This is a genomic window from Paenibacillus aquistagni (genome assembly GCF_900177815.1).
Taxonomy (GTDB): domain Bacteria; phylum Bacillota; class Bacilli; order Paenibacillales; family Paenibacillaceae; genus Paenibacillus_B; species Paenibacillus_B aquistagni.
In genome coordinates this window covers 136,448-162,743 of the sequence record NZ_FXAZ01000002.1, presented here as the reverse complement: position 1 = coordinate 162,743, position 26,296 = coordinate 136,448, and the positions used below count along the sequence as shown (strand labels likewise).

Below are 26,296 nucleotides of genomic sequence, written 5' to 3'. Positions count from 1 at the left end.
CAGATTAGAGCGAGTGATGAGGATGAGAGTAAGAATCATTGGTTCATGCGGCAGCGGAAAGTCTTATATCGCACGCAAACTGTCGATAAAATATCGTATTCCATACATCGAGACAGACAATCTTGTGTGGGACCGAGAGGAAGCGAACAAGCGATATCCTCAAGACGTGAGAGATGCTAAGCTCAACGACATCGTCAACAAGGCGGAGTGGATTATTGAGGGCGTGCATCATAAGTGGGGGCAAGAAAGCTTTACAGAAGCGGATCTGATCTTTATCATTCAGCCTCATGCCTTGGTTCGGGATTATCGCGTGCTTCGCCGTTTTGTACGGACACGTCTGGGATGGGAGCAGGCCAACTATAAGCAAACGCTGCGCAATTTATATGAGATGCTTGTGGTATGGAACCGAAAGTTCGATAAGGAGCTTATGCAAGAGATCTTGGAGCTGTCTTCACGCTGCCAGGGCATATGTGTGGTTGTACGGTCCAATCGCGAGATAGAGACAGCAATAGAACGCTATTTGAAGCAGCAAGCTTGACTGGTCCCACTACATTTGTATAATGATAGTGAAAAAAGAACGGAACGATCTTCGAGAGTGGGTGTTAACGATGCTGCAGGAAGAACGATATAAAAAAATTCAAGAGATCTTAAAGCAAAATGAGTCCGTAAAGGTAACCGAGCTTGTGCAAGTATTGAACGTATCTATTGATACGGTTAGACGAGACTTGGAATACATGGAGAGCAAGCATCTGCTTAAGCGGGTGCACGGAGGAGCCATACTTCCAACCGACCACGGTGATCGTAACGCTTTTACCTATAGAGAGACCAAGAATAAGGACAAGAAGCTGGAGCTTGCTCAGCTTGCTTGTGAATATGTGCAGGAAGGGCAGGCTATTGCACTCAATGCGGGCACCACGAATCTAGAGATCGCGAAGAAGCTGTCCGAGAACTTTGAACGTCTGACCATTATCTCCAACGGACTTCGTATTATTGAGCATTTTTCCAGTAAGCCAGGATTTACGGTCATTGTCCCTGGAGGAATTCTAGATCATGAAGAATACGCACTGTATGGGAAAAAGTGCGAGGAGGACATCACCAGCTACAATATCGATCAAGTGTTTATCTCGATCAATGCCATATCCGTGGACAAAGGCTTGACAGACTTCCGCATCCATGAGATTGATATTATCAAAGCGATGATGGCAAGCGCGCGCAAGAAGAATGTCGTGGCTGATTCTAGCAAATTTGAAAAGGTATCCTATATGAATGTATGCCCGCTTGATCAGGTGGATATGATTATAACGGACGCTACCATTAATGAAGATATCGTAAAAATGTATAGGGATTCAGGCATGAATGTCGCCTACACGCCTAAGTCAGCCCTATGACAATTGAAAAATACCCATACGAGCTATACGCCTCTATAACTGCTATGCAGGAATAGGGGCTTTTTTATTGCCCTTTTCATTACAAACCATAATTAATTGCAAATAAACTTAAAATAACGCGCATTATATTGAATGCAAATGAATGTTTGTGCTATATTAACAATGTTTTTAAGCATATGGAGGGGAATGAACAAGTAATGAGTGATAACTATATTCAAAAAGTGAATGCCGTTGTCTTTGATTGGGCGGGAACGACAGTGGATTATGGATGCTTTGCACCGCTGGCTGCCTTTATTCAATCCTTTGAGCAGCATGGAATCATCGTGACTGAAGATGAGGTTCGAGGTCCGATGGGCATGAAGAAAAAAGATCATATTCGCGTCTTGCTTCAATTGGAGGGGGTTCAACAACAATGGCTGGAGAAGTTCGGGCGGCTGCCAGATGAACGAGATGTTGACAAACTGTATGCAAGCTTCGAGCCGATGCTTATGCAGGTGCTTCCTGCTTATACCTCGCTTATTCCAGGCGTGCAAGAACTCATGGGCGAACTTCGAAGCAGAGGCATTAAGATCGGCTCTACAACAGGCTATACCTCTGAGATGATGAGTATAGTAACGAGAGCTGCAGAAGAGCAGGGCTATAAGCCAGATTACATGATTGCTTCAGATGAGGTGCCTGCTGGGCGCCCAGCACCTTATATGTGCTATCAAAATGCGATTGCGCTGCAAGTATTTCCATTGACAGCATGTGTGAAAATTGGAGATACGATCAGTGATATTCAAGAAGGCTTGAATGCGGGAATGTGGAGCGTGGGGGTTGTCTTTGGCGGCAGTGAATTTGGTCTAACCGAACAGCAAATGTCAGCGCTAAATGAAGAAGAGCGGCAAGCTCGCATGTCAGCTGTGCGAACCAAGTTTGCACAGGCTGGAGCACATTATACGATTGATTCAATAGGCGGACTATTAGAAGTAATTGATCATATTAATCAACGATTGGCACAGGGAGAGATGCCATCTATGCGTTCTGTCACAACAGGAGCAAGCTGTAATGGATAGATTCTATAATCCAGTAGAGACGTATTTTGGCATTGGGGCAATGGAACATTTGTCAGCGATTATTCATGCTGACCAACAGACGATCGACAATATCCTGCTCATTACACGAGGAGGGGATTTCAACCAAACGGCAGAGTACGGTAGGCTGATGCTGCAACTCGATCAAAAACAGACCTTTACTTATGAGGTCGACATCGCGAATCCCGATGTAACGGACCTGTTTGCATTGCTGCAGGCAACGGCAGCCATCGCTTTTGACGTGGTTATTGCAGTTGGAGGTGGCAGCGTGCTTGATCTAGGGAAGTCGATTGCTGGCTTCAGAGGTTTGCATTTTAAGCATGTGGAGGAGCTTCGAGAGGCTATCCATTCACGCGCATATCTGACCAATAAACAGATTTGCCGCTGGATTGCCTTGCCTACAACAGCAGGAACAGGTTCAGAGGTTACACCATGGGCAACGATCTGGGACAAGAGCTGTGAACTAAAGTATTCAGTTGACGGCAGCAGCCTGTTCGCTTGGGCTGCGATTATCGATCCCTTGCTAACGCTCAGTCTGCCTATTCGCACAAGTGTCATATCAGGGCTTGATGCCATCTGCCATGCAACAGAAGCCTATTGGTCTAAAAACACGAATGAGATATCGAGACAGTATGCGCTGCGAGCGATTCGAGGTCTTGTATCGAATCTGGCTAAGCTTCCGGTTGAACCTCACAATCTTGAGGTTCGAAAGGAGGTCGCGCTGGGTAGCTTTATGGCCGGATTAGCGTTCAGTAATACGAGAACGACGGCTTGTCATTCCATCTCTTACCCGATTACATTGTTGTATGGAATCGAGCATGGGCTTGCGGCAAGCATGACGCTTGGCAAGATGATGCAATGGAATGAGGAGATGCTGATTGAGAAAGAACAGCTGCTAACAGCATTTGGAGTGGCATCCATCGAGGAAGTGGCAGCAGTAATCGATCAAATATATAAGAAGGCAGGCTTTGCAAGGCGTCTCCGTGATTATGACGTCCCGCTGGATGGATTAGCTCAGATCGTCGATAAAGCGTATACCAAAGGTAGGATGGATAATAACCCTAAGCAGATCGAGAAGGAGGAGCTCTACGAGCTTCTGCTAAGCGTCTATTGAATAGAAGCTTGGGCTTGTGTATGTACATAAAGATAGGCTTGCACAATGCAATACAGTTTTTTAATTTTTATTTCGTTTTAATGCGTCTTTTAGGAAGAAGCTAGGGAAGCGGTTCGATGGAAAAGGCGCAGCTACAAGAGCCGAAGTCGCAAAGGTGATCTATCTATTTAATGGTGCAATGCTTCAATGAATGGTGAGGGATAGAGTGATTTATGTTAAAAGCGAAGCTCTGCATTGATTGAATCCTTCAACTGAGAACTATCTAGCAGTCCTCGTACATAAGCAGCCATGACAGTTGTACGACCAACTGAACTGCACCTCCAATCGCTAGATGGTGTCTAACAATTGGGGTGCAGTTCACAACCGCCATGGCTGCTTTTTCATAGATAAAGGGTGGAGCATGCTGCAGTGGGCTAAGATGATGAATCTTGCACGAGACACATCGTTAGCGGCATAAGCAGCCTTTATACATGATGTGGCTGAAGGACGAACTTCTCAATGACGTGACGTACGCCTTCCTCGTTATTGGATACCGTGATATAGTCGGCAATAGTCTTTAAAGAGTCGACAGCATTGCCCATTGCAACGCCAAGACCTGCGGATTCTACAAGATCATGGTCATTCCACGAATCTCCGATCCCAATAGTCTCTTCCATCGTACAGCCAAAGTGGTCAGCTAGGTAGCGCAGAGCAAAGCCCTTTGTGCCTTCATGATGCGTCACCTCTAGGAAGTGAGGCTTTGACTTCGTAATATGAACATCCGTGCCCAAGAGTTCTTTCAACTGTGGGGCGATCGCATCAAGTCTAGCCGGCTCATCGATCATGAGCATCTTCGTAGAAGGCTTCTCAAGCAGCTTGTCGAAGTCGGGTTCGATCTTATAATCTATATTATTAAGCTGGCAGTAGCCGATCAGCTTCTCATTTTCCTCAGCAGCGTACAGCTCATCCTCAACATACAGCTGCAGATGAATCTGATTATCCTTGCAGAACTGAAGCAGCTTCAAGGCGGCATCGCGAGGAACCGAGCGCTCCAGCAGCACATGGCCATCCATTACATTTTTAATCAAAGACCCTTGATAGGTTATCAGCGGCACATTGAGCCCAGTCTGCAATGCAATCTTGCGAGCGGAGGCATACATGCGCCCTGTAGCGAGTGTGACATGGACGCCTTGAGCCATGGCAAGCTCCAACGCTCGCTTCGTTCCTTCCGTTACCTGCTTCTCATCAGTAATGAGTGTATCATCAATATCAATGGCAATTAATTTGTACATGATTGTTCTCTCCTCAGTTGATCTCTATTTCATATCGAAGCCTATCCAGCTTCTCTATTATACCTCATTTAATGAACTTCACGAGGCCGCCATTTCCACTCTGCGATAATCATGCTGAGAAAGATGCACATAGAGCTCCACAGCGCAAGCTGGCCAAGCTTCTCGTTGGCAAAAGCGACACCTGTAATCGCAGCGAATACAGGCTCCATGGCAAATATAATGGCTACACGGGTAGGTGAAGTATACTGCTGGCTCCAAGTCTGTGCCCAGAAGCCGAAGCCAGTGGACAGTCCAATGGATACAAGCAAGGCGAACCAGACCTTAGGCGCGAGCACGGCGGCGAACAGCTCTGCAGGCAGCATGATTGGCTCCAGCAACAAAGAGCTGAACAAGGCAAGCACACCAACCACAGCAAATTGCATGGTAACAAGAGCTATCGTATCATGCAGCTTCGCGTAACGGCCGGTTAAGGCGATATGCAAAGCAAAGCAGACAGCACATAGAAGGACCAAGACGTCACCGAGGTTCCAATGGAAGCCTTGACCGTTGAAGGTCAGCAGGTACAGGCCGAGCAGGGCCAGCAGAGCGGCGATCCATGTTTGTCCCTGAAGGCGCTCCTTCGCCAGCAGCACCATAAAGAACGGAACGAGCACAACGCTTAGTCCTGTGATAAATCCGGTGTTTGTAGTTGTGGTATACAATAGTCCAATGGTCTGAAAGGCATATCCGCCAAATAGCCAGATGCCGAGCTTGATTCCGTCCTGTATAAGGGGTGCCGGAAATGCAGAGCAAGAAAAATATTCTAAAATGGAATGTACACAGCCGAACGGGATGGTGGCGTAGATTTACATAATCTTGATGGATTTTACAAAAGGATTGAATTTAGTTAAGACAATGAAAACATTTCCATCCTACAATCATTCATAACAAAGGATGAGTAGGAGGAATCGACTTGAACCAAAGAGGTAAGCAAGTTCTTGCATTATTGTTGGCAGTGGAAATGGCTGCAGCCGTGCTTTTTTCGGGCGGGGCGATCTATGCGGCGGAGGAGAAATCAGTATCCTTTGACAATGCAGCAGAACAAAGCGTGCAGGCCGACACGGCTGCAGCGGAGCTTGGGATCTCGACACTAGCTCTCCCGAATGCTACGGCAGGTGCGCCGTATTCTGTCACGATGGCTGTATATGGTGGACAAGCACCTTATGCTTATGCCGCCGCAGGGTTGCCAGCAGGGCTTAGCATCCATTCTTCCACCGGCGAGATAACCGGAATGCCAGAGCAAGCCTCAGAAAAAGCTTATGATGTTGAGCTTATCGTACAAGATGCGGCAGAGCCGGCACATACAGCAAAGGCTCATGTACAACTCAAGGTAAACCGACAATCGACACAACCGTTAGAAGATAAGATTAAGGTTGAGGAGATTGCTCATTATGCGGTCGGCGCGTCAAGCAAAGACGGCGGTGTCGCAGAGATTGTCAAATACAATAAGGACAACGGGAAGTTCTATCTGGTCAATGGTTCATCCACTCCAGCGAGCCTTGATGTCGTGACGCTGCAGGCAAGCGGCGAGCTTCAAAGAGAGAAGCAGATTCGGATCGAGGAGCTGGTTAACGACAGCAGCTTTACTTACGGTGATCTGACAAGCGTGGATGTGAACACGGCTGCAGATCGAATTGCGGCAGCTGTGCAGGAAGCTGATCCTGCGAAGCCAGGGAAGATTGTTGTGTTGGATTACGAGGGGAATCTGATCCATACCTATGAGTCAGGCGTTCAGCCGGACATGGTTACCTTTACTTCTGATGGCCGATACATCCTTAGCGCTGATGAAGGAGAGCCTCGTGCGGATGTTGATCCTGAGGGCAGTGTAACCATTGTTGATACGCTTACGAACGAAGTTGCGAAGATAAGGTTCGATCAGCCTGAACGGATCGATGACAACGTTCATGTGCGCGGCCTGCCTAATGCTGATGGGCAGATTATGGGGAAAGGAAGCAAGAGCGATGCGGTGCATGATCTAGAACCGGAGTTTATCTCCTTATCGAAGGATGAGAAGACGGCATATGTGGCCCTGCAGGAAAACAATGCGATCGCCGTCATTGATATCGCTACGAAGACGGTTACGGGAGTTCATGGCTTAGGTTATAAGAGCTTTAACGAAGCAGGCAATGAATTGGATCTAATCAAGGATGGCAAGATTCAATTCGAGAACGTCCCTTTTTATGGCATGTACATGCCTGATGGCATCGCAGCGTACGAAGTGAACGGCCAGACGTATCTTCTCAGTGCAAATGAAGGAGATGCAACAGGCTGGTCTGATCGTACGAATGAAAGCAAGATCAAGGATATGAAGGCCATGCTTGCACAGGACTCCGAGGCAGCAATTTTTCTGGCTGACAAGGGTACGGTCTATGACAAGGTAGAGGTTGCAAGTGATATGGGAGCAGACGGCCTCTATCTATACGGAGCTCGTTCCTTCTCGATCTTGAAGGCGCAAGATATGTCCCTCGTGTATGACAGCGGCAGCGACTTCGAAAAAATAACAGCAGAACGCTTGCCAGAAGTATTCAATACGAGCAATGACAAAAAAGAACTCGACAGCCGCAGCGCGAAAAAGGGTCCAGAGCCTGAATACGTGACGGTTGGCCAGGTAGGGGATAAGACGCTTGCCTTTATAGGCTTGGAGCGGATCGGCGGCGTCATGACCTATGATGTAACCAATCCTATGGAACCTGTCTTCCTGAATTACATCAATACAAGAGACTTCGATGCAGGCATTGCTTCTGACTCTGCTCCTGAAGGGCTTGAATTTATAGGAGCAGAGGACAGCCCGACAGGAAGACCGCTTCTTCTAGTTGCCAATGAGGTAAGCGGAACGGTGGCTGTACTGGAGCTTAAGGTGTCCAAGGTTACGCTGGATCGTTCTACGCTTGAGCTCAGAACGGGGTCCGATCCTGTCCAGCTCCATGCTGATGTAGAACCTGCAACTGGTACGGGAGTTGGCGTGAAGTGGACTTCTTCGAACCCTGCAGCAGCTAGCGTCGATCAGCAGGGCAGGGTATTCCCTCATGCCGCAGGGGAAGCGATCATCACGGCAGGGAGTGAGGATGGCTACGGTGCTGCTCAGGTCAGGGTCACGGTTGTGAGTGGCAGCGGAGAAGAACCGTGGAAGCTTACTGTCATGCATACCAATGACACACATGCTCATCTTGGCGATGTTGCTCGTCGCGCAACGCTGGTGAATCAAGTGAGGAGCGAAGGCGGCAATCAGCTGCTGCTGGATGCAGGGGATGTGTTCTCTGGAGACCTGTATTTTACCAAATGGATGGGACTGGCGGATCTCGCCTTCATGAACATGATGGGCTATGATGCCATGACCTTCGGCAATCATGAGTTCGATCAAGGAACTCAAGTATTAGCAGCCTTCATCAGCAAGGCCAAGTTCCCGATGGTTAGCTCCAACATAGATCTCAGCAAGGATCGTTACCTTTCCAAGCTTATAAAAGAACCGACAGCCTTCCAATCGAATGCTCCAAAGACAGTGGAACAAGCGGGCGTATATCCATATATCACGGTCGAGTTGGACGGCAGGAAGGTGGGCGTATTTGGCTTAACGACAGAGGATACGGCTGAAACCTCCAGCCCAGGCAAGGACGTTGCATTCCATGATGCTATTGAAGCGGCTCGGCAAACCGTTAACGCCATGGAGAAGGAAGGGCTCGACATTATCATCGGTGTTACGCACATCGGTTATGCGCGAGATAAGCAGCTTGCCGAGGCCGTTGAAGGGATCGATCTTCTTGTTGGTGGACACACGCACACCACTTTGAATGCACCAGAGATCGTGGTGGACCCTCAATATCAGACGCCGACTGTGATCGTTCAAGCAAACGAATGGGGGAAATACCTGGGCCGCGTTGATCTTGCGTTCAATTCACAAGGCGTGGTGATGATTGAAGAAATAAACGGCAAGCTGATTCCTGTCGACAGCAAGGTGGAAGAGAATCCTGAAGCCAAAGCTGTGCTTGACCCTTATAAGGCTGAGCTGCAAGAGATGATGAATGAAGTGGTCGGAAGCAGTTCTGTCCAATTAGATGGCGAACGGAAAAATGTCCGCTCGAAGGAGACGAACCTTGGCAATCTCATCGCGGACGGCATGCTTGCCAAGGCGAAGGAACTGAAGCAGGCTGACATTGCGTTAATGAATGGCGGCGGCATTCGAGCATCCATCGATCAGGGTGAGATTACGATGGGTGAGCTTCGCACGGTGATGCCATTCGGCAACACGCTGTTCGTGCTGGATATGACAGGCAAGCAGCTTAAGGAAGGCCTGGAGAACGGAATTAGCGGTGCTAAGCTTGACGATCTCCCTGGCAAGTTCCCTCAGGTCGCAGGCATGACCTTCAAATGGGATCCGAAGCAGCCTATTGGCGAGCGAGTGCATGATGTTCGCATCAAGAAGGGCAGCGGGTATGTTCCGCTGGATCTTGCCGCTACGTATCGAGTAGCAACGAACAGCTTTGTTGCCAAGGGCGGTGATGGCTATCGTTCCTTCGCAGAAGCGATTGAACAAGGCCGTTATAACGAGGATTTGGGATACCCTGACTATGAGATTTTTATCGAGCATATTGCTCGCCTTGGCGGTATCGTGTCTCCGACGGTAGATGGTCGAATCAAGGAGCAGGCGAAGCCACAACCTGGCGGTGGAGATGACAATGGCAATGGCTCTGGCAGCGGTTCGGGTGGCGGAACAGGAACAGCGCCAACGGATTCTGAGTCTTCGCCAGCGAACGTGCTTACGAGCAAGCAATGGCAGCTTGCATCGGTGAAGAATGAAGCGGGAAGGGTTGTTCACCAGATTACCGTTTTGGATGAGGTGTTGAAAAAAGCGGCAGCCTCCCTCCATGCCAAACAGCAGGAGATTGTGATTCGGGCAGAGAAGCTCGATGGCCGTGTTGAAGTGATGCTGCCTGCGGCGATTGTGGCTTCAGCGGCTGAGAAGATTAAAGGGGCGACATTGGTAATTGAAACGAAGCTAGCCAGCTATCAACTGCCGATTGAAGCCTTGCCATTAGCCAAGCTGAAGCAGGATGGCCGCTTAGAGCAGGCTAAGCTCCTTCTATCGATGGATAAAGCCAGCGCACAGGTTATGGACAAACTCCGTGCTGAGGTTCAGTCATCTGGAGTGAAGCTGGTTGGTGGCCATGCGGCAGCCTTTGCTTTAAGCATTGTGCTGGATAAGAACACTCAGGAAATAAAGGACTTCGAGCGCCAGTACGTGAGCCGTATCATTCCGCTGCCAGAGGGTGTGGCGTCCAGCCCAATAACCGCGGTCAAAGTAAATGAAGAGACAGGGAGATTTCACTTTGTACCCGCTGTTCACACGACTTTAAATGGCAACCCAGCCATGCTTATTAAGCACACAGGCAATGGAGTGTTTGCACTCATTCAGCATCGAGCTTCATTTACAGATCTAAACGGACATTGGGCTAAGGCTGAGGTGGAGTTGCTGGCATCCAAATGGCTGGTTAAAGGAAAAAGCTCCGGCGTATTTGCACCGAATGAAGCGATAACAAGAGGTGAATACACAGCCCTGCTCATCCGTGCATTGGGACTTGCTCCGGCGGCTGATGCTGCGGCGTTTGCAGATGTGGATGCGCAGCATCCATACGCAGGCGAGATAGCCGCAGCCGAACGCTTAGGCATTCTGGAGGGGGCGACAGGCACGCGCTTTAGACCTGAAGCGAGTATGACAAGAGCAGAGATGGCCGTTATGACGGCAAGGGCACTTCAAGCCGCTGCTGCTGAGGCTAAAGCGAAGGCCGATCTTGATTCCTTCAAGGATGCATCAACGGTTCCTGCTTGGGCTGTGGATGCGATGAGTCAGCTTGTGGAGCTTGGCATTCTAGAAGGCGACCAAAAGGGACGCCTCACGCCCAACAACTCCGTTACACGCGCTCAATCCGCCCTTGTCATGTCGAGAATGCTGAAGGAATTGAAGTTTATCGACTAAATTATAGTTAGAGACAGGAATCATGAATAATAAACGTTCAACCGAGTAAGGAAGCGTCTCCGAGGCTTGATTCGGATTCTTAGGTTAAGCTATTACCCTGATGCGTTGCGATGAACTTCCAGATCGTCGCAGCCAGGCTATCTCTACACAATAGCGGCAAAGAGAAATAAGCTGCCTCCAGCTGTGGGCTGGGAGCAGCTTATTTTATATTTCAATATCCATAATACAGAAGCGTATGTCAACTTGCGAATCAATTGCAGCGGACATATTTGGCGAATAAAGCCTTAGGCTCGTCCTATGTTCGCAGCCATGGTGAGAGGGGAATTACTGCTGAAGCAGCAGCAAGTCAACAAAGTCATCCTTTTCAACATTGCCAAAGTAATGCTTCATATCAAGAGCAGCGAGCGCCTCTCGGATGGCTTGCTCCTGGAAGCGAATGCCGGTGAGCATGGCTTCCACATCCGATACCTCGCCAATCCCAAAGAAGTCGCCATAGATCTTCGCTAGCTCTATGCGTCCATCCTTCACATCAAGACGCACATCGATAATGCCGCCTGGGAATTTCTTGGCGTTCTGCACATTGAATTTAGGCGAGTGGCCGTAGTTCCAATCCCAATTCATGTAGCGTTCTTCGGATATCTCTTTGATCTTCGCCCAATCCGCTTCAGTCAGCTTATATTGCGGCACTTGATCTGGTTCCATGCCGAAAATGTGGCGCAGCAGTGTCGCCCGGAACTCTTCGATCGTCATAGGCGCCTTCATAAATTCTGCAATATTGGCTACCCGAGCGCGAACGGACTTCGTACTCTTAGACTCGATCTTGATCTGCTTCACCTTAAGGGCGGAAGCCACATGCTCCATTTGTGAGTCAAACAGCAGCGTGCCATGGCTGAACATGCGGCCGCGTGTCGAGAACTGGGCATTGCCCGAGATTTTGCGCTCTCCGACTTGAATATCGTTGCGACCAGACAGCTCGGCATCAACGCCTAAAGATTGGAGCATGTCAATAACAGGCTGTGTGAATTTGCGGAAGTTGTGGAATGACTCCCCATCGTCCTTCGTCAAGAAGCTGAAGTTCAAGTTGCCGGTATCGTGATAAACGGCACCTCCTCCAGACAAGCGGCGAACGACCTTGATGTCCTGCTCCTTCACATAGTCGATATTGATTTCTTCAATCGTATTTTGGTTACGCCCAATAATGATTGAAGGTTCGTTAATATAGAACAGCAGATAGCTGTCGCCATCCATTGGCAGATGCTTCAATACGAATTCCTCGATCGCAAGATTGATTCTTGGATCTGTAATTCCTTGGTTGTCGATAAATTTCATAGCGGCCTCCATTAGTCCTGAGTATGATATGTACCCGTGCTCTATTTATATATTAAACGATGCAGCAGGAAAGACAAACAGGTCTCGTCCCAAATCAGATGTTTTAACCTCCATAACTCGTGTAGTCATTTCTGTTCTAGCTGCATGATTGCTGCGAAGTCAGCCGAGCGACCCTTATATGCCTGCAAGGCCGCAAGCTCGAATTATATAGGCTGCGTGTTAGAAAAGCACACGGCAATCATATTGTGGCTGTGTAATAAGGTGGCTAGACTGCTGTGCAGGTAGGGAATGATAGAAGTTAAACATCAAAAACGACCTGTGCAGATGATTCCACCACAAGCCGTTTTATATGCATATTCGTTAAAAGTAATCGCTTTCAGTCTATCTCAGCATCATCTGAGCTAGGGCTGCTGCTTCGAAATGAGCGGTAGTAAATAATCAGCTCAGCCATATATTTGATCATCCAAGCTGCAAGCAAAATACTTACAAGAAGGTGTGCGCAAACGAGAGGCGAGAGCAGTAACGTGCGCGTGTCGGAGATGTATATCAAATAAAAGGCGCAGCCTGCGACGGCTGACACAAGGAACAGGAGCGACGCTTGATTGGCTCGATTTGATACTTGCCTGGAGATTTCTTTGGCTTCAGGCTCATCCTTGGACATGAAGTTGGTAAAATACATGAGGGATTGGAAGACAAGGGCAATGCCGAACACATTTCTTGCAAGCGCCATCATTTCACTGTTGTATAAAGCAATGCTGCCTTTGAGGGAGAACAGCGCGAAGCCGTAATAAATACTGACCAGTATGGCGGCAATCAGCGATGCCCAAGCCGTTTTGTGATGCACCGACATCATAGCCCTCCTTATCCGTCACAGATCCATCGATCTGGTATACGCTAGAATTTCAATCATTATACAACATTTAACAGTTTCGTTACAGTGTTTGATTCAACAATGTTTTTTGGCATTTCGTTGAAATCCATAACACTTAGGATTAGAATGACGAAAGAGTTGGTAAGCAGGTTGCAAAAGGGGGAATTGAACATCGGTAAGATAGAACAGTATGGTCACGGCGGCGATGTATGGACGGCAGCAAAAGCATTTGGAGGCACGGCTGAATCCTTCTTGGATTATAGTGCCAATATTAACCCATTGGGACCGCCAGCCTGTGTGATTGCAGCACTTCAGCAGTCTGGAGAGCGGCTGCTTCATTATCCAGACCCTGGGCATCGCAAGCTGAAGTCCTTCTTGGCTGAGCGCTTATCCATAGATGAGAAGAGGCTGCTGATAGGCAATGGCGCGGCGGAATGCATGGCGCTAGTCCTCCTTGCGTTGAAGCCGCGCACCGTAGGCATCGCCTCGCCGTGCTTCTCAGAATATGAGTTATTGTCTCGGCAGTTTGACGCACAAGTGGTATCCATGATTGGACATGCCGAGCAGGACTACCGCGTAGAGCTTGAGCGGTTGTTTGAGCTGGTAACACATGCAGAGCTGACCTTTGTTGGACACCCGAATAATCCGACAGGCGTCCTGTATGACCCCGAGGTGCTGATGGAAGCGGCAAGCCTTGCTGAGGCCTGCGGTCACACGCTTGTCGTGGATGAGGCATTTATTGATTTTTTGGATGAGGACGAGGCGCAATCTTATTCCCTAATTAGATTATGCGAGACCAATCCTCATCTTGTCATTTTGCGATCTTTAACCAAGTTCTATGCGATTCCGGGACTTCGCCTTGGCTATGCGGCGGCACATTCAGGAATCATTGAGGGCATGAGAAGGAAGCAGGTTACATGGAGTGTTAATGCCCTGGCGCTGGCAGGTGGAGAAGCGCTGTTCGATCCTATGAATCGCGCAGAAGTTGAGGCTTATGAACAACGAACAAGAGCCTTGATCGGGGAGGAACGGCAGTGGCTGCGAGCTCAATTGCAAGAGCTTGGCATCTCAACTTGGCCAAGCAAGGCGAACTTTCTCTTATGCCGGATCGAGATGCCGTGGACAGCGGCCCGTCTTCAGCGAGCGCTTGGCGAACGCGGCATTCTTATCCGCAGCTGTGCCATGTATGAGGGGCTTGAAGATGGGCACTTCCGTTTAGCGGTGAAGGATCGGGCATCGAATGAGAAGCTGGTGCAGCTGCTTCGAAACGTGCTTGAACAGTCAATGCAATAGGAAGCTGCTGTGACATCCATTTGCATGCATTCGACTTTGCATGCCCTTCGAATATGAAGCGGCATGTATACAATAGGTGTAACGGATATATTTAGGATGGATGAGCATTTGAAAATGATGAACGGGAGGTGAGCACATGCAGCCTTATCGAGCAGGACAGCAGCAGTATGCTGCACAAGTCGTGGAAGACGTTAGGATATCGTGGCGTGATGCACATGTCGCTATTGAGCTGCCTGAGAAGGCGCGCATATGGAGCAGTGCCGTATTTAACGGCGGCGAGATGAACGGCTCTTGCATCGTCAATCATATGGTCGGCAGATTTTTTGACAGCAAGGACCCTGCTGAATATATGCGGGAATCTTGTCTTGCTTGGGGTTACGATCCGGCCAATACCGTAGGCCTCATCACAGCAGCAAAGCTCTCTCATCTGTCATTGCAAGAGCGGCACGGCGATGAGTTCGATCTGCTCTGTGCGACGACGGCTGGAACGACAAATGCAGCTAGAGCGGGTGTGCCAAGAGCGGTGTTCTCTTCTTACATGACAATAGAGGAAGACGGGCGCAATGGTAATGAGGCAGCTGCAATGTCTCAGAAGCCAGGCACTATTAATACCGTTATCGTGTTGGAGGCGCAGCTGACTGACGCGGCGGTATGGAATTTGCTGATGGTTGCCGCAGAGGCGAAGGCTGCCGCACTTGCGGATCTTCACATTCAAGATCCTGAGACAGGTCTTGTGGCGACTGGCACAACGACAGATACTGTCGTCATCGCGGTGCTTAATCGCGGCACATACCATAGAAAGCACCTATATGGGGGAACGGCTACTACAATCGGCTCATCTGTTGGACAGCTCGTCTATGAGACAGTCTATGAGTCGGTTCAAACGCAGAAAGAGAAATAAAGCTGGTCTTAGAAAAAGAGAGGAGATGGATCGATGATTGCTGCGATCCTCTGGACGATTGCTTACATTTGGGATCGTTTGCTCGGCGACCCTAGATGGCTGCCTCATCCGGTTATTAGAATTGGACGATGCATTTCGGGCATGGAAAGGCTGCTGCGCAGATGGTTCACGCAAGATAAGCTCAAGGCGGCAGGATTTCTGCTTCCCATCGTCATTGTCGGCGGAGCCTTTGGCGCCACTTGGCTCTTGTTATGGGCACTAGCGCTTGTTCATCCATGGCTGTCATACGGCGTTGAGGCAATACTTATCGCAACCACGATTGCCGTCAAGGGGCTTCAAGATGCAGGGATGAAAGTATATAACAAGCTTGCAGCAGGCGATATGGACGGAGCGCGCTTTGAAACGAGCATGATTGTAGGGCGCGATACGGATACGCTGGATGAGCCTGAACTGGTCAGAGCCACTGTAGAGACGGTGGCGGAAAATATTGTGGATGCGGTCATTTCACCGCTGTTCTATGCACTGCTAGGAGGCGCACCGTTAGCAATGGCTTATCGGGCAGTCAATACGCTAGATTCCATGGTTGGCTATAAAAATGAGAAATATGAGAAGCTTGGCTACGCTTCGGCCAAGCTCGACGATCTGGCGAACTGGATTCCAGCGCGCATGACGGCAGGTCTTGTGGCGCTAAGCGCTTGGCTGTTCCGCGCTGGGGATGCCAAGCGCGCGCTCAAGACGGCGCTGTCGGACGCTGTCAAGCATCCGAGCCCGAACAGCGGCTGGCCGGAGGCTTCTGTAGCGGGAGCCCTTCATATTCGCTTAGGCGGCTTCAACGTATACAAGGGCGTACGCTCCTTCCGTGAATACATGGGCGAGCCGCTGGAGGTGCTGGCGGCGAAGCACATCCCTGCGACGTGCCGCCTGCTGCGCGGCACGTCGCTCTTGTTCGTGGCCCTAGGCTTGGCCGCGCTCTGGCTCCGCGGCGGGTGGCTGCTATGAAGCGCCCATCCCGCCGCCAAAGAGCCGCGATGCTAAGCCCAAGGCTTGTGCGCATCGCGGTGGCGCGTCACGGCGTGACGCGCGCCAATGCCGAGCGGCGCTACGTAAGCCGCTCCGACGTGCCGCTCCTGCCGGAGGCGAGAGCGGCACTTGCCCCGCTTCGCCGCAAGCTTGCGGCCACGCGGCCGCTTGCCTTTGCAAGCGACATGCGCCGCTGTGTCAGCACACTGGCGCGGGTATGCCCGCATGGCGCACGGCATGCTATGCTTGATGCCCGCTTGCGAGAGCTTGACTTCGGCCGCTGGGAGGGCCTCACGTACGAGGACCTGCAAGCGGACCCCGCATACCGCGCCTGGCTTGATGACATGACGGCCGTCATCCCGCCAGAGGGCGAATCATGGCAGCGCTTCGAAGCGAGGACGGAAGCCGCTTGGCAGCATATTCTGCGTGAGGCCAAGCGGCCCATGAGGGGCTTCGGCTTCAGAGCGGGCCCATTGCAAAGCCGAAGACAATGCATGCCTGCTGCTTATTGCACAGCGGACAAGCCTGCCCATGCGAGCAGGTCGCACAGGCATGGGTCATGCAGGCGAAGCGAGGTGCTCATCTTAACGCATGGAGGAGTGGTAAGACGTCTGTATACCCTCGCTTTCCCGAGTGTCTTATTCTGGGACACGCAGGTGCCAACTGGCGGCGGCATGCAGATCATAGCCCGCTTAAAGCGCAATACTTGGACATTTCTGCGAGCCGAGCGTCTCGTATAGCCAAAGCCTGTTGCAGACTGCTGTCGCAACAGGCTTTTTCCGGTTTTCAACAGCATTCATCCATGGTAGATAACAATAGTGAAATCAAGCTGATAGACATGCTGAGAAGCCTCTAATGCTGAGCATAACATCCTATCATGGATAAAATATGTTGTGTTTCAAATATCAACCTATCCGATGGAAATAAGATGATATCGTGTCGAATGACATAAACGCTTGTAACCTAGACGAGCATCCCTTATAATCAATCATTGAGTTCATGCTGGATCACAACTTTATACGGAACATGCTTCAGGTCTTGTCAGCTGCAACGGCGCAGCTGATGAGTGAAAAGGGAAACCGGTGAGAACCCGGTACGGTCCCGCCACTGTAAAAGGCATTGCTCCTCAATTGGCCACTGTCAGCTGCTGATGGGAAGGCGAGGAGTGGAAAAGCCTAAAGTCAGGAGACCTGCCTGAAGATGGACGAAATGTTTCCCCTCGAGGAATAGGGAAGTCGTCAATGGATATCAATCAATTCGTCGTGCAGTCATTGGCTCTAAACGGTTAGAGCTTGGGTGTACAACGGAGTGCATGTTGCAGTGGACGTAATGGATGGATAACCCTTTGAACGCGAATCCCTCATCTCCAAGCTATGGAGGTGCAGGGTTTTTTTGACTAGAATGGAGTGTTGGTCGTGTAACTTAGGAAAAGGCCAGCATTTCGATTCGGCGATATAACCTGCCTTTATGCCGAGTGTCCGATCAGAAAGAGTCCTGCTAGAGGCTTGCTTCATGATGAAGGGTTCTGCTTGCCGCATGACCATTCGTCATCTAGCGATCGTGATCACGGCTTGCTAGGGAGAGCACGCTCTTGATTGGCTTAATGAGATACACGTGCTTAGCGGCAGCTTTCCAAGCATGAAAGGTGCCAGAGGAGGTTACCCTTTTGAGCGAGGGAACGCGGGAAGCGTATTTCCGAGGTCAAAGACATGATACTCCCCGAGGTCAAAGACATGATACTCAACGTTAAAAAGAGAAGGTACTCAAGAGGAGGAACAACCATAATGAAGACATGGTGGAACAAATCCCTAGTCGTTGTCATGATTGCGGCCTTGACCGTTATGCTCGCAGCATGCGGCGGCACAGCAGCGGACAACAAGACACAAGATAACAATCAAGCGGCAGAACAAACAGACCATACAACCAAACCAGATTCATCCGAACAGTCGTTAAAGACGACCTATCCGCTAACGGTGAAGGATGCAACGGGAGAGGAATTTACATTTGACAAGGCTCCAGAGCGCATCGTATCCGTATCTCCAGCAGAAACAGAATCCTTGTTCGCTCTTGGCTTGGATCAAGAAATTGTAGGGGTTTCTGACTTTGACGATTACCCGCAAGCGGCGACAACAAAGCCGAAAATGGGCGGCATTACAAAGCCGAATGAAGAAGCAATCATTGCAGCGAACCCTGATATCGTCTTCACAGGCATCTCGATGAAGGAAGATGTGGTGAAGAAGTTCCGTGACCTTGGGATCAGCATCTTCAAGGTAGATCCGAAGTCTTATGATGATGTCATCTCGAACATCGAATTGTATGGCCAGATTACGGACCGTCAGCAAGAAGCGAAGGACATCGTGGACAACATGAAGAAGGTTCGTGAAGATGTTCAGGCTGCTGTGAAGGATGCGGCAGAGAAGAAAAAGGTGTACGTCGAATTCTCGCCAGGCTGGACAGTGGGCAAAGGCGAATTTATGAATGAATTGATCGAGATCGCAGGTGCAGAGAATATTGCAGCAACCGAAACAGGCTGGATCAACATTAACGAAGAAAACATTATTAAGAGCAATCCGGATGTCATCTTGTATTCCGCAGGATTGATTGATACAGAGACAAACAAGCCGCTTGAGGAACTGATTAAGAACCGTCAAGGCTGGGATCAGATTACAGCTGTGAAGGACAATCATGTCATTGGCGTGGATTCCAACCTGATCAGCCGTCCAGGTCCTCGTGTCGCTGATGGCCTCAAAGAAGTAGCCAAAGCGATTTATCCTGATCTTGTGAAATAAGATAGGGTGAAGAAGATGACGGAGAACCAAGTGAAATCAAGCAAAGGTTTAAGTCGAATTACAGCAATAGGAGCAGCGGGTATAACGCTGCTCCTATTGTCCATTGTAGGCTGTCTCGCTGTAGGGTCTGTGCACATGCCTTTTGGAGAGATCACACGTATTCTGCTTCATCATATCCCGGGACTTCAGGACTTGTTCCCGCCTACGTGGGAGGACGCTTCTGCTCAGATTATGATGAAGGTGCGTTTGCCAAGAGTCATGCTGGCCTTGTTCGTGGGAGCATCGCTTGGAACGGCCGGTGCCGCCTTCCAAGGAGTGCTGCGCAACCCGCTGGCAGATCCGTATACGCTTGGCGTCTCATCAGGTGCTTCCGTCGGAGCGGCGGTCCTGATCACCTTTAATCTGCAGCTCGCCTTGTTCGGACAATGGTCGATCCCTATTGTAGCCTTTGTAACCGCTGTGATGACCTTGCTTGTTGTGTTATTGATGGCAAGGCATTCGGGGAAAATGGCGATAGAGACGCTGATTCTGTCTGGGGTTGTGGTGAATGCGTTCCTTGGCGCATGCGTATCCTTCATGGTGTCCATGTCCAAGCAAACGGTAAATGATATTTTGTATTGGACGATGGGGAGTCTAGCGCTTCGCGGCTGGCAGTATGTCCTGATTATCGCACCGTACTTTTTGATTACGTTTATCATTTTGTGTGCTTATGCAAGACCGCTGAATCTGCTGTCGCTAGGTGAGCGCCAGGCTGCGCATCTTGGTCTTCATGTTGAGCGGACCAAGTGGATTGTGCTCTTAACGGCCACGCTCGTAACGGCTGGAGCGGTATCGGTATCAGGCGTTATTGGCTTTGTGGGCTTGGTGGTTCCTCATATGCTGAGGCTTATGATCGGACCGGATTATCGCCTTCTGATGCCGATGTCTGCCATCGGAGGCGCGATCTATGTCATGTGGGCAGATACGATTGCACGTTCGATTCTGGCTCCAACAGAGATCCCGCTCGGGGTTGTTACAGCCTTTGTCGGTGCGCCGTTTTTTGCCTACCTGCTTATTCGAAATAAGAAAAAACAACGACTGGGGTGAAGCGGATGTCAAGCCTTCAGCAACATGGGTGGGTTCATCCTGATCAAGATCGTGCACAGGCGGCGTGTCCGCATGCGCTCCAGATCAGCCACATTCATCATGCTTATGGAAGCCGAGCCATTCTTCAGGATCTATCCTTTCAGGTGAAAAATGGAGAATGGGTAGGCATTATCGGGCCCAATGGAAGCGGAAAGTCGACCTTATTGTCGTTATTATCTAGGGCAGAGCGGCTTCAATCGGGGCACATCGAGGTGTACAACAAGCCGATCGAAGCTTATAAGCGCAAGGAGCTGTCGCAGTTGATGGCTGTGCTTCAGCAGGAAGCGCTGCCTTCCCTTCCATTTTCCGTTAGAGAAGTTGTAGAGATGGGGAGATTCCCTCATCAATCATGGTTTGGCGGTGAAAAGCAGGACAGCACGGCTTTAGTTGATCACATCATGGAGCAGCTTGAGTTGACACAGCTTGCGGAACAGCCGCTTGAACAGCTAAGCGGAGGACAGCGTCAGCGGGCTGCGCTTGGCAAGCTGATGGCACAATCTCCAAGCCTCGTGCTGCTGGATGAACCAACCACGTATCTGGATATTCATCATCAGGTTCAATTTATGGATGTGATATCGGAGTGGCAGCAGGATTGCGGGCTGACCGTTGTATCCGTATTGCATGACTTGAATCTTGCTGCGCTTTACTGTGATCGGATACTTGTGCTTCATCAAGGCCAACTGGTTGCCGATGGGGCACCAGAGGACATTATGACAAGCCAAATCTTATCAGACGTGTTTGAGACGCGCACGGTTATTGTGCCGCATCCTGAAGTGGCGAAGCCGCAAGTACTGATCTGCACAGACAAGCAATAACAACGTTACGAACAGACCTCATAGCTGAATTACGATCAATTACGTGACGAATGGAGAGATAGACATGACACAATTATCTTGGATTCCAACAATTCCAGCAGTAACAGAAGAGGCCAGAAATGCTGCTCTTGACCATCAAAATCAATTGACGAAGCCGCCAGGAAGTCTAGGCGTGCTGGAGCGGTTGTCTTTACAACTCGCAGCAGCAACGGGTGAAGCAAAGCCATTCTTCGAGAAAAAGGCCGTGGTTGTAATGGCAGCGGATCATGGCGTTGTCGCGGAAGGCGTCAGCGCATTTCCGGCTGAAGTTACACCGCAGATGGTGCTTAATTTTCTCCATGGCGGGGCTGCTGTTAACGTGCTGGCACGGGCAGCTCGTGCCGATGTGTTCTGTGTAGATGTAGGCGTAAATGCAGAGCTTACGCATCCGAAGCTGATCTCTCGCAAGGTGAAGCATGGAACGGACAACATGGCACAAGGCCCGGCTATGACGAATGAAGAAGCGATTGCAGCGGTACAGGCTGGCATCGATACCGTATCGGAGCTGGCGCAGCAGGGCTACACCATGTTTGCGACTGGCGAGATGGGGATCGGCAACACAACGGCAAGCGCTGCGATCCTGTGTGCGATGACTGGCATTACGCCTGAAGCAGCGGTTGGTCGAGGCACTGGCATTGGCGATGAGCAGTGGAAGCATAAATGCAACGTTGTTCGTCGTGCGTTAGAGGTGAACAAGCCAGATCCGAAGGATGCCCTTGATGTGCTTGCCAAGATTGGCGGGCTTGAGATCGCGGGGCTTGTTGGGGTCATTCTTGGCGCAGCGAGCCATGGCGCTCCTGTTGTGATTGATGGCTTTATCTCGACTGCGGCTGCACTGCTTGCGGCAAGCTTGGCTCCAGAAGTCAAGCCTTACCTGATCGGCTCCCATCTTTCCGAGGAGCAAGGCCATCAGTCGCTGCTGCAGCAGCTTGAGCTGACCGCACCGTTGCATATGAATATGCGATTAGGCGAGGGAACAGGCGCTGCGCTCATGTTCCAGATGATTGATGCTGCGTGCCTGATTATGCGCGAGATGGCGACCTTTGCCGAAGCGGGTGTCTCTGGGAAAGAGGAAGCGTAATGAGCGGCAGGGTCGTCTTTGTAACAGGAGGAGCAAGGAGCGGCAAGAGCACCTTTGCGGAGGCTTATGTGCGCAAGCATTCACCCGAAGGCGCCTTGTACGTGGCGACAGCAGAAGCGCTGGATGACGAGATGCGCGAGCGCATTGCCTTACATCAGCAGGAGCGAAGCGAAGCGAACTATGACTGGGATACAGCGGAATGCCCGCTGAACCTGCCGGGCTTTCTTCGATCCTGCAAGGCAAAGACAGTGCTTGTTGATTGCTTGACAGTGTGGCTGTCGAATGAACTGCTTGCGTTAGAGAACGAGCCTCAAGGCGAGGCGCGCTTGCATGAACGGATGCAGGAATTGGTTGATGCCGCAAGTGTGTATGCAGGTACAGTCGTATTTGTATCGAATGAAGTCGGCAGCGGCGTTGTCCCAGCTTATAAGCTTGGCCGTATATTCCGCGATGCGGCGGGACGTCTGAATCAGCAGATTGCGCGGCTTGCTGAGGAGGCTTATCTGGTAACAGCAGGCATTCCGATCGAGCTTAAGAAGCGGATGGTGGAGCTATGAAAAAGTGGCTGCAGGCCTTCGTAGCATCCATCCAGTTCCTTACGCGTATTCCGATGCCGGTTCAGGTTCCATTTACACCGGAGATTCTGAAGCGAAGCACGGTATTTTTTCCAATCACAGGCTTGTTTATAGGTTTGATCACATGGGGAGCAGGACTGCTGTTTGGCAGCCTGCTTCCGCCATGGCCGGCTGCTGCATTCGTTCTGGTTGTCATGATCATGATGACAGGAGGCCTGCATCTGGACGGATTAATGGATACAGCAGATGGATTATTAAGCGGCCGAACGGTTGAACGCATTCTTGAGATTATGAAAGACAGCCGAGTAGGGGCAATGGGAGTCATCGTCTGCTTTATTGTGCTGCTGCTGCAGTGGTCCTTGGTTGCTGCGCTGCTTGAGCATGATGTGTGGGGACTCTTTATCGTCCTGCCATTCCTCGGGAGCCGCTTCGCCATGGTGTGGGCGATTGCCAAGGAGCCGCATGCCAGAGCGGATTCGGGACTTGGTGTGCTGTTTCATGGGATCAAGGGCAGTTATTTGGTTGTGTCTTTTCTCTTGTTAAGCTTCTTCGCAGCTCTTGCGCTGTTTGCAGATAGCGCTTGGCTGTCTCCCATTGGCCTGCTAAGCGGAATGGAGCAGTGGCATCTTCGTCCTATGATCTTTTTACTCTTGTTTTTGCTGGTCAGCTTGGCGCTTTCCTTTCTGCTTGCTAGAGGGATCTCGCGCAAGCTCGGCGGCTTAACGGGAGATACTTACGGCTGCATTGCGGAGCTGACGCTGACGCTCCTCTTCATGGCTGTCGTCATGAATCTGAACATTCAAGGGTAGAAAGAAGGGATATCATGGCAGACGCACATCAGAAGCAATCAACTAGAGCGCGCGGGCGTGCCATCATGCTGCAGGGAACGGCCTCGGATGTTGGAAAAAGTGTGGTTACCACAGCGCTTTGCCGCATCTTCAAGCAGGATGGCTATAAGGTCGCTCCGTTCAAATCGCAAAATATGGCGCTGAACTCTTATGTCACCCCAGACGGCAAGGAGATTGGACGCGCTCAGGGCGTTCAGGCCGAGGCCTGTGGCATTATGGCGACCACGGATATGAATCCGGTCTTGATTAAGCCGATGCAGGACATGCAGTCACAAGTGGTGGTGCATGGCAAGCCTTACCTGAACATGAGCGCGCGCAATTATCGCACCGACTTTCTCCCTACGGCTAAGGAGATTGTGACGGCGGCTGTAGAACGCCTAAAGGCTGATTATGATCTTGTGGTCATGGAGGGAGCAGGGAGTCCTGCCGAGATTAATCTTAAGCACAATGATATCGTCAATATGAATATGGCGGCATGGGCGGAGGCGCCGGTTATTCTCGTGGCGGATATTGATCGCGGCGGCGTATTCGCGTCGATTGTCGGCACATTGGAGCTGCTTGAACCGGCAGAACGCGACCGGGTCATCGGCTTTATCATCAATAAGTTCCGTGGCGATGTGGAGCTGCTTCGTCCGGGGCTGGATTGGCTTGAAGAGCGTACAGGCAAGCCTGTATTAGGCGTGCTGCCATATGCGGACGATCTGGATATTGAAGCGGAGGATTCGGTGCAGCTTGCTCAGTGGAAGGGAAGAGTGGACCCGGAAAATGATATTGATATTGCGGTAATGGCGCTGCCGCGCATCTCCAACTTTACCGATATCGATCCGCTGAATGCCGAGCACGATGTTCGCGTCCGCTATGTACGACGTCTTGACGAGCTAGGTGATCCGGATATCATCATCCTGCCGGGAACAAAGAGCACCATTGCAGATCTGGAGTGGCTGCAAGCCTCTGGACTTGCGGCAGGTATTGAGCAGATTCGCAGCAGACGCGCGCAGCTTGGCAAAAAGACATGGGTGGCCGGCATATGCGGCGGCTATCAGATGCTGGGGCGTTCCCTTGCTGATCCGCATGGAGTAGAGACGGAGGCAGGCACCAAAGTTGCAGGGCTAGGTCTGCTGCCGCTTCGCACAACCTTTACGCTTGAGAAGCGTACTGAACAGGTGGCAGGGACGGTTGTCAGCCTGCACCATAAGTGGGGCTCCATGCGCGGCATTGCTGTTCAAGGGTATGAGATTCATATGGGAACATCCCATGTGGATGAGGATGGAGGCATCGAGCAGCGTAGAGGCCTGCTAGAGCTGTCGAACCTAAATGTGTCCGAGATGGAGCAAGGCGAGGCGCTGCTTGATGGGACGCTCAGCGAGGACGGCTATGTGTTTGGAACCTATCTGCATGGCATATTCCATAACGATGCATTCCGCAGGCAGTGGCTCAATATGGTTCGAGAGAGCAAAGGAATAGAGCCTCTGCCGCTCATGCTTCACTATCAGGAGCAGCGCGAACAAGCCTTTGATCGACTAGCGGACTTAGCGAGAGCGCATCTAGACATGGAACGGATATACAGCATTATAAGCTGAGATTCTGCAAGACAAGGACCATCGCGGCATCATGCGATGGTCCTTGTCATATTCATGAGTAGAAGAGGAGAGAGTTCCTATCTTCATGCAGTCTCTATCCATTTTGATATCAGCTTCCATAAAGCCGTGCTAATCGCATGCTGCCGCTTCGTCTTCCAATCGTTTTCTTTCTCTGAGCATGGAATGAATCGCGCGCTTCTTATACATCATCTGAGCGGTTTCTGCCACATCATGAATATGGGAGCGATTCATGATGGAGCCGATGGCAATCCCTGCGATAGGAATGATCTGAAAAAGCTTCTTCCAGCCGATATTATCCGTAAAAGCGATGACCGTCTCCCTCCATCCTTGAATCACCGATAACGTTTCCCTGCTTCTTGCTTCATCCTCGTACTCAGACAATTCCTTCAGAATGGCTTGCTTGCCAACGATATCAGAAGAGACGAACTGCAGGCATTTCACGACAAAGGCTCGCTCATGCTGCTGATTAGGGTCAAAGCCATAGGCGAAGGCCGTTTCTTGTATGACTTTCAGCGACATGCCAAGCATAGCTGGAATATCGATGCTTAAAGTAAATATGCCGCCTACGCCTGTTGCAGCGCCTTGAAGCGAAGCAACATGCTTGAGCTCCTCGCGCAGCTGCTCGGCTGTCCTATCGCGCACGGCAAGCGGGAGCTGTCTTGCGAATGCGATTGAAGGGTGAGTCGGATTCGTATCCGCATGACCCTTATCTGCAGCTGCAGCGGGTAAAGCTTGTCCGCAGTGCTTGATTGCGTTTTGTTGCAGCTTCTTCATCACGTGCTGCTCAGATACAAGATACTTACCACCAGTCTGCACATAGCTGCCAAGCTCGTCGAGCAAGGAGCCGAGCTTGCGCTGGATGGCCTTTGGAGTCAGGCGATCAAGCAGCTGGAAGGGCATTCGGCCGATTTTTTCCCAAAACCATAAATTCCGTTGGTCGTTCTCCCACTTTTTTATCTGATCAAGCTCAAGTTCGAGCTGGCTTGTCGACTCTGTATATGGCATTCTCTACTTCCTTTCGTATACGGCTATCGCTTGTGGTCAATCCTTCCATGTATAGCCTTCTACGCTGATGGTGGCAGGCCGTTTCATATCTTTTTGATTGAGACGCAGGAAAAATGGGTAATGGAAATGAACGCGCGGCTATGAGTGC

General features: G+C 50.5%; 21 protein-coding genes and 1 riboswitch. Of the genes, 16 read left to right on the top strand and 5 right to left on the bottom strand.

The annotated features are described in order from the left end of the window. Positions 1-22 precede the first annotated feature (22 nt). The 4 genes from B9Y93_RS09405 to B9Y93_RS09390 all read left to right on the top strand — a co-directional run bounded on the left by B9Y93_RS09405 (position 23) and on the right by B9Y93_RS09390 (position 3,575). Complete coding sequence (locus tag B9Y93_RS09405; RefSeq protein WP_244903350.1) at positions 23-538, top strand: P-loop NTPase family protein; 516 nt, start codon at positions 23-25, stop codon at positions 536-538. Positions 539-566: 28 nt separating this feature from the next. Further along, the gene (locus B9Y93_RS09400; RefSeq protein ID WP_176228880.1) at positions 567-1,388 is read left to right on the top strand and encodes a DeoR/GlpR family DNA-binding transcription regulator; all 822 of its coding nucleotides are present in this window, start codon (positions 567-569) and stop codon (positions 1,386-1,388) included. Between the two features lie 197 nt (positions 1,389-1,585). After that, positions 1,586-2,443, top strand: a complete 858-nt coding sequence (phnX, locus tag B9Y93_RS09395; RefSeq protein WP_176228879.1) for a phosphonoacetaldehyde hydrolase — start codon at positions 1,586-1,588, stop codon at positions 2,441-2,443. After that, entirely contained in the window at positions 2,436-3,575 is a 1,140-nt protein-coding gene (locus B9Y93_RS09390) for a phosphonoacetaldehyde reductase (protein WP_085494166.1), read from the top strand. The genes phnX and B9Y93_RS09390 overlap by 8 nt, the downstream gene beginning before the upstream one ends. A gap of 464 nt (positions 3,576-4,039) precedes the next feature. Here B9Y93_RS09390 and B9Y93_RS09385 read toward each other — a convergent pair whose 3' ends face one another. Further along, positions 4,040-4,846 carry a Cof-type HAD-IIB family hydrolase gene (locus B9Y93_RS09385; RefSeq protein ID WP_085494165.1) on the bottom strand — a complete coding sequence of 269 codons (807 nt, stop codon included), beginning with the start codon at positions 4,844-4,846 and terminating at the stop codon, positions 4,040-4,042. 68 nt (positions 4,847-4,914) lie between these two features. Next, positions 4,915-5,589 carry a DMT family transporter gene (locus B9Y93_RS09380; RefSeq protein ID WP_280522890.1) on the bottom strand — a complete coding sequence of 225 codons (675 nt, stop codon included), beginning with the start codon at positions 5,587-5,589 and terminating at the stop codon, positions 4,915-4,917. Positions 5,590-5,798: 209 nt separating this feature from the next. Between B9Y93_RS09380 and B9Y93_RS09375 the strand changes: the two genes are divergently transcribed. After that, positions 5,799-10,856 carry a choice-of-anchor I family protein gene (locus B9Y93_RS09375; RefSeq protein ID WP_244903348.1) on the top strand — a complete coding sequence of 1,686 codons (5,058 nt, stop codon included), beginning with the start codon at positions 5,799-5,801 and terminating at the stop codon, positions 10,854-10,856. A gap of 324 nt (positions 10,857-11,180) precedes the next feature. Here B9Y93_RS09375 and lplA read toward each other — a convergent pair whose 3' ends face one another. Beyond that, positions 11,181-12,185 (bottom strand): lipoate--protein ligase, encoded by a 1,005-nt coding sequence (gene lplA, locus B9Y93_RS09370; RefSeq protein ID WP_085494163.1) that lies wholly within the window; start codon positions 12,183-12,185, stop codon positions 11,181-11,183. Between the two features lie 376 nt (positions 12,186-12,561). Beyond that, positions 12,562-13,035 (bottom strand): phosphatase, encoded by a 474-nt coding sequence (locus tag B9Y93_RS09365; protein WP_085494162.1) that lies wholly within the window; start codon positions 13,033-13,035, stop codon positions 12,562-12,564. Between the two features lie 186 nt (positions 13,036-13,221). Here B9Y93_RS09365 and cobD point away from each other — a divergent pair, with 186 nt between their 5' ends. The 11 genes from cobD to B9Y93_RS09310 all read left to right on the top strand — a co-directional run bounded on the left by cobD (position 13,222) and on the right by B9Y93_RS09310 (position 25,122). Beyond that, complete coding sequence (gene cobD / locus B9Y93_RS09360) at positions 13,222-14,349, top strand: threonine-phosphate decarboxylase CobD (RefSeq protein WP_306456705.1); 1,128 nt, start codon at positions 13,222-13,224, stop codon at positions 14,347-14,349. A 136-nt stretch (positions 14,350-14,485) separates the two neighbouring features. Continuing rightward, the gene (locus B9Y93_RS09355; protein WP_085494160.1) at positions 14,486-15,250 is read left to right on the top strand and encodes an adenosylcobinamide amidohydrolase; all 765 of its coding nucleotides are present in this window, start codon (positions 14,486-14,488) and stop codon (positions 15,248-15,250) included. A 33-nt stretch (positions 15,251-15,283) separates the two neighbouring features. After that, a complete protein-coding gene (gene cbiB / locus B9Y93_RS09350; RefSeq protein ID WP_085494159.1) occupies positions 15,284-16,249 on the top strand; it encodes an adenosylcobinamide-phosphate synthase CbiB in 966 nt (321 codons plus the stop codon). Then, positions 16,246-17,010, top strand: coding sequence for a histidine phosphatase family protein (locus B9Y93_RS09345; RefSeq protein WP_244903347.1), 765 nt, complete (start codon positions 16,246-16,248; stop codon positions 17,008-17,010). The genes cbiB and B9Y93_RS09345 overlap by 4 nt, the downstream gene beginning before the upstream one ends. Before the next feature lie 276 nt (positions 17,011-17,286). After that, positions 17,287-17,482: riboswitch (cobalamin riboswitch) on the top strand. A 572-nt stretch (positions 17,483-18,054) separates the two neighbouring features. Next, the gene (locus B9Y93_RS09340) at positions 18,055-19,059 is read left to right on the top strand and encodes an ABC transporter substrate-binding protein (protein WP_085494158.1); all 1,005 of its coding nucleotides are present in this window, start codon (positions 18,055-18,057) and stop codon (positions 19,057-19,059) included. Positions 19,060-19,074: 15 nt separating this feature from the next. Next, complete coding sequence (locus B9Y93_RS09335; RefSeq protein WP_085494157.1) at positions 19,075-20,145, top strand: FecCD family ABC transporter permease; 1,071 nt, start codon at positions 19,075-19,077, stop codon at positions 20,143-20,145. Between the two features lie 5 nt (positions 20,146-20,150). Beyond that, positions 20,151-20,999 (top strand): heme ABC transporter ATP-binding protein, encoded by an 849-nt coding sequence (locus B9Y93_RS09330; protein WP_085494156.1) that lies wholly within the window; start codon positions 20,151-20,153, stop codon positions 20,997-20,999. Between the two features lie 64 nt (positions 21,000-21,063). Further along, entirely contained in the window at positions 21,064-22,119 is a 1,056-nt protein-coding gene (gene cobT, locus B9Y93_RS09325; protein WP_085494155.1) for a nicotinate-nucleotide--dimethylbenzimidazole phosphoribosyltransferase, read from the top strand. After that, positions 22,119-22,676, top strand: a complete 558-nt coding sequence (gene cobU / locus B9Y93_RS09320) for a bifunctional adenosylcobinamide kinase/adenosylcobinamide-phosphate guanylyltransferase (RefSeq protein WP_085494154.1) — start codon at positions 22,119-22,121, stop codon at positions 22,674-22,676. The genes cobT and cobU overlap by 1 nt, the downstream gene beginning before the upstream one ends. Beyond that, positions 22,673-23,503, top strand: coding sequence for an adenosylcobinamide-GDP ribazoletransferase (cobS, locus tag B9Y93_RS09315; RefSeq protein WP_085494153.1), 831 nt, complete (start codon positions 22,673-22,675; stop codon positions 23,501-23,503). The genes cobU and cobS overlap by 4 nt, the downstream gene beginning before the upstream one ends. A 14-nt stretch (positions 23,504-23,517) precedes the next feature. After that, a complete protein-coding gene (locus B9Y93_RS09310; protein WP_085494152.1) occupies positions 23,518-25,122 on the top strand; it encodes a cobyric acid synthase in 1,605 nt (534 codons plus the stop codon). A 129-nt stretch (positions 25,123-25,251) separates the two neighbouring features. Here B9Y93_RS09310 and B9Y93_RS09305 read toward each other — a convergent pair whose 3' ends face one another. Continuing rightward, on the bottom strand, positions 25,252-26,148 hold the full coding sequence (locus B9Y93_RS09305) for an EcsC family protein (RefSeq protein WP_085494151.1): 897 nt from the start codon (positions 26,146-26,148) through the stop codon (positions 25,252-25,254). Between the last annotated feature and the right edge of the window lie 148 nt (positions 26,149-26,296).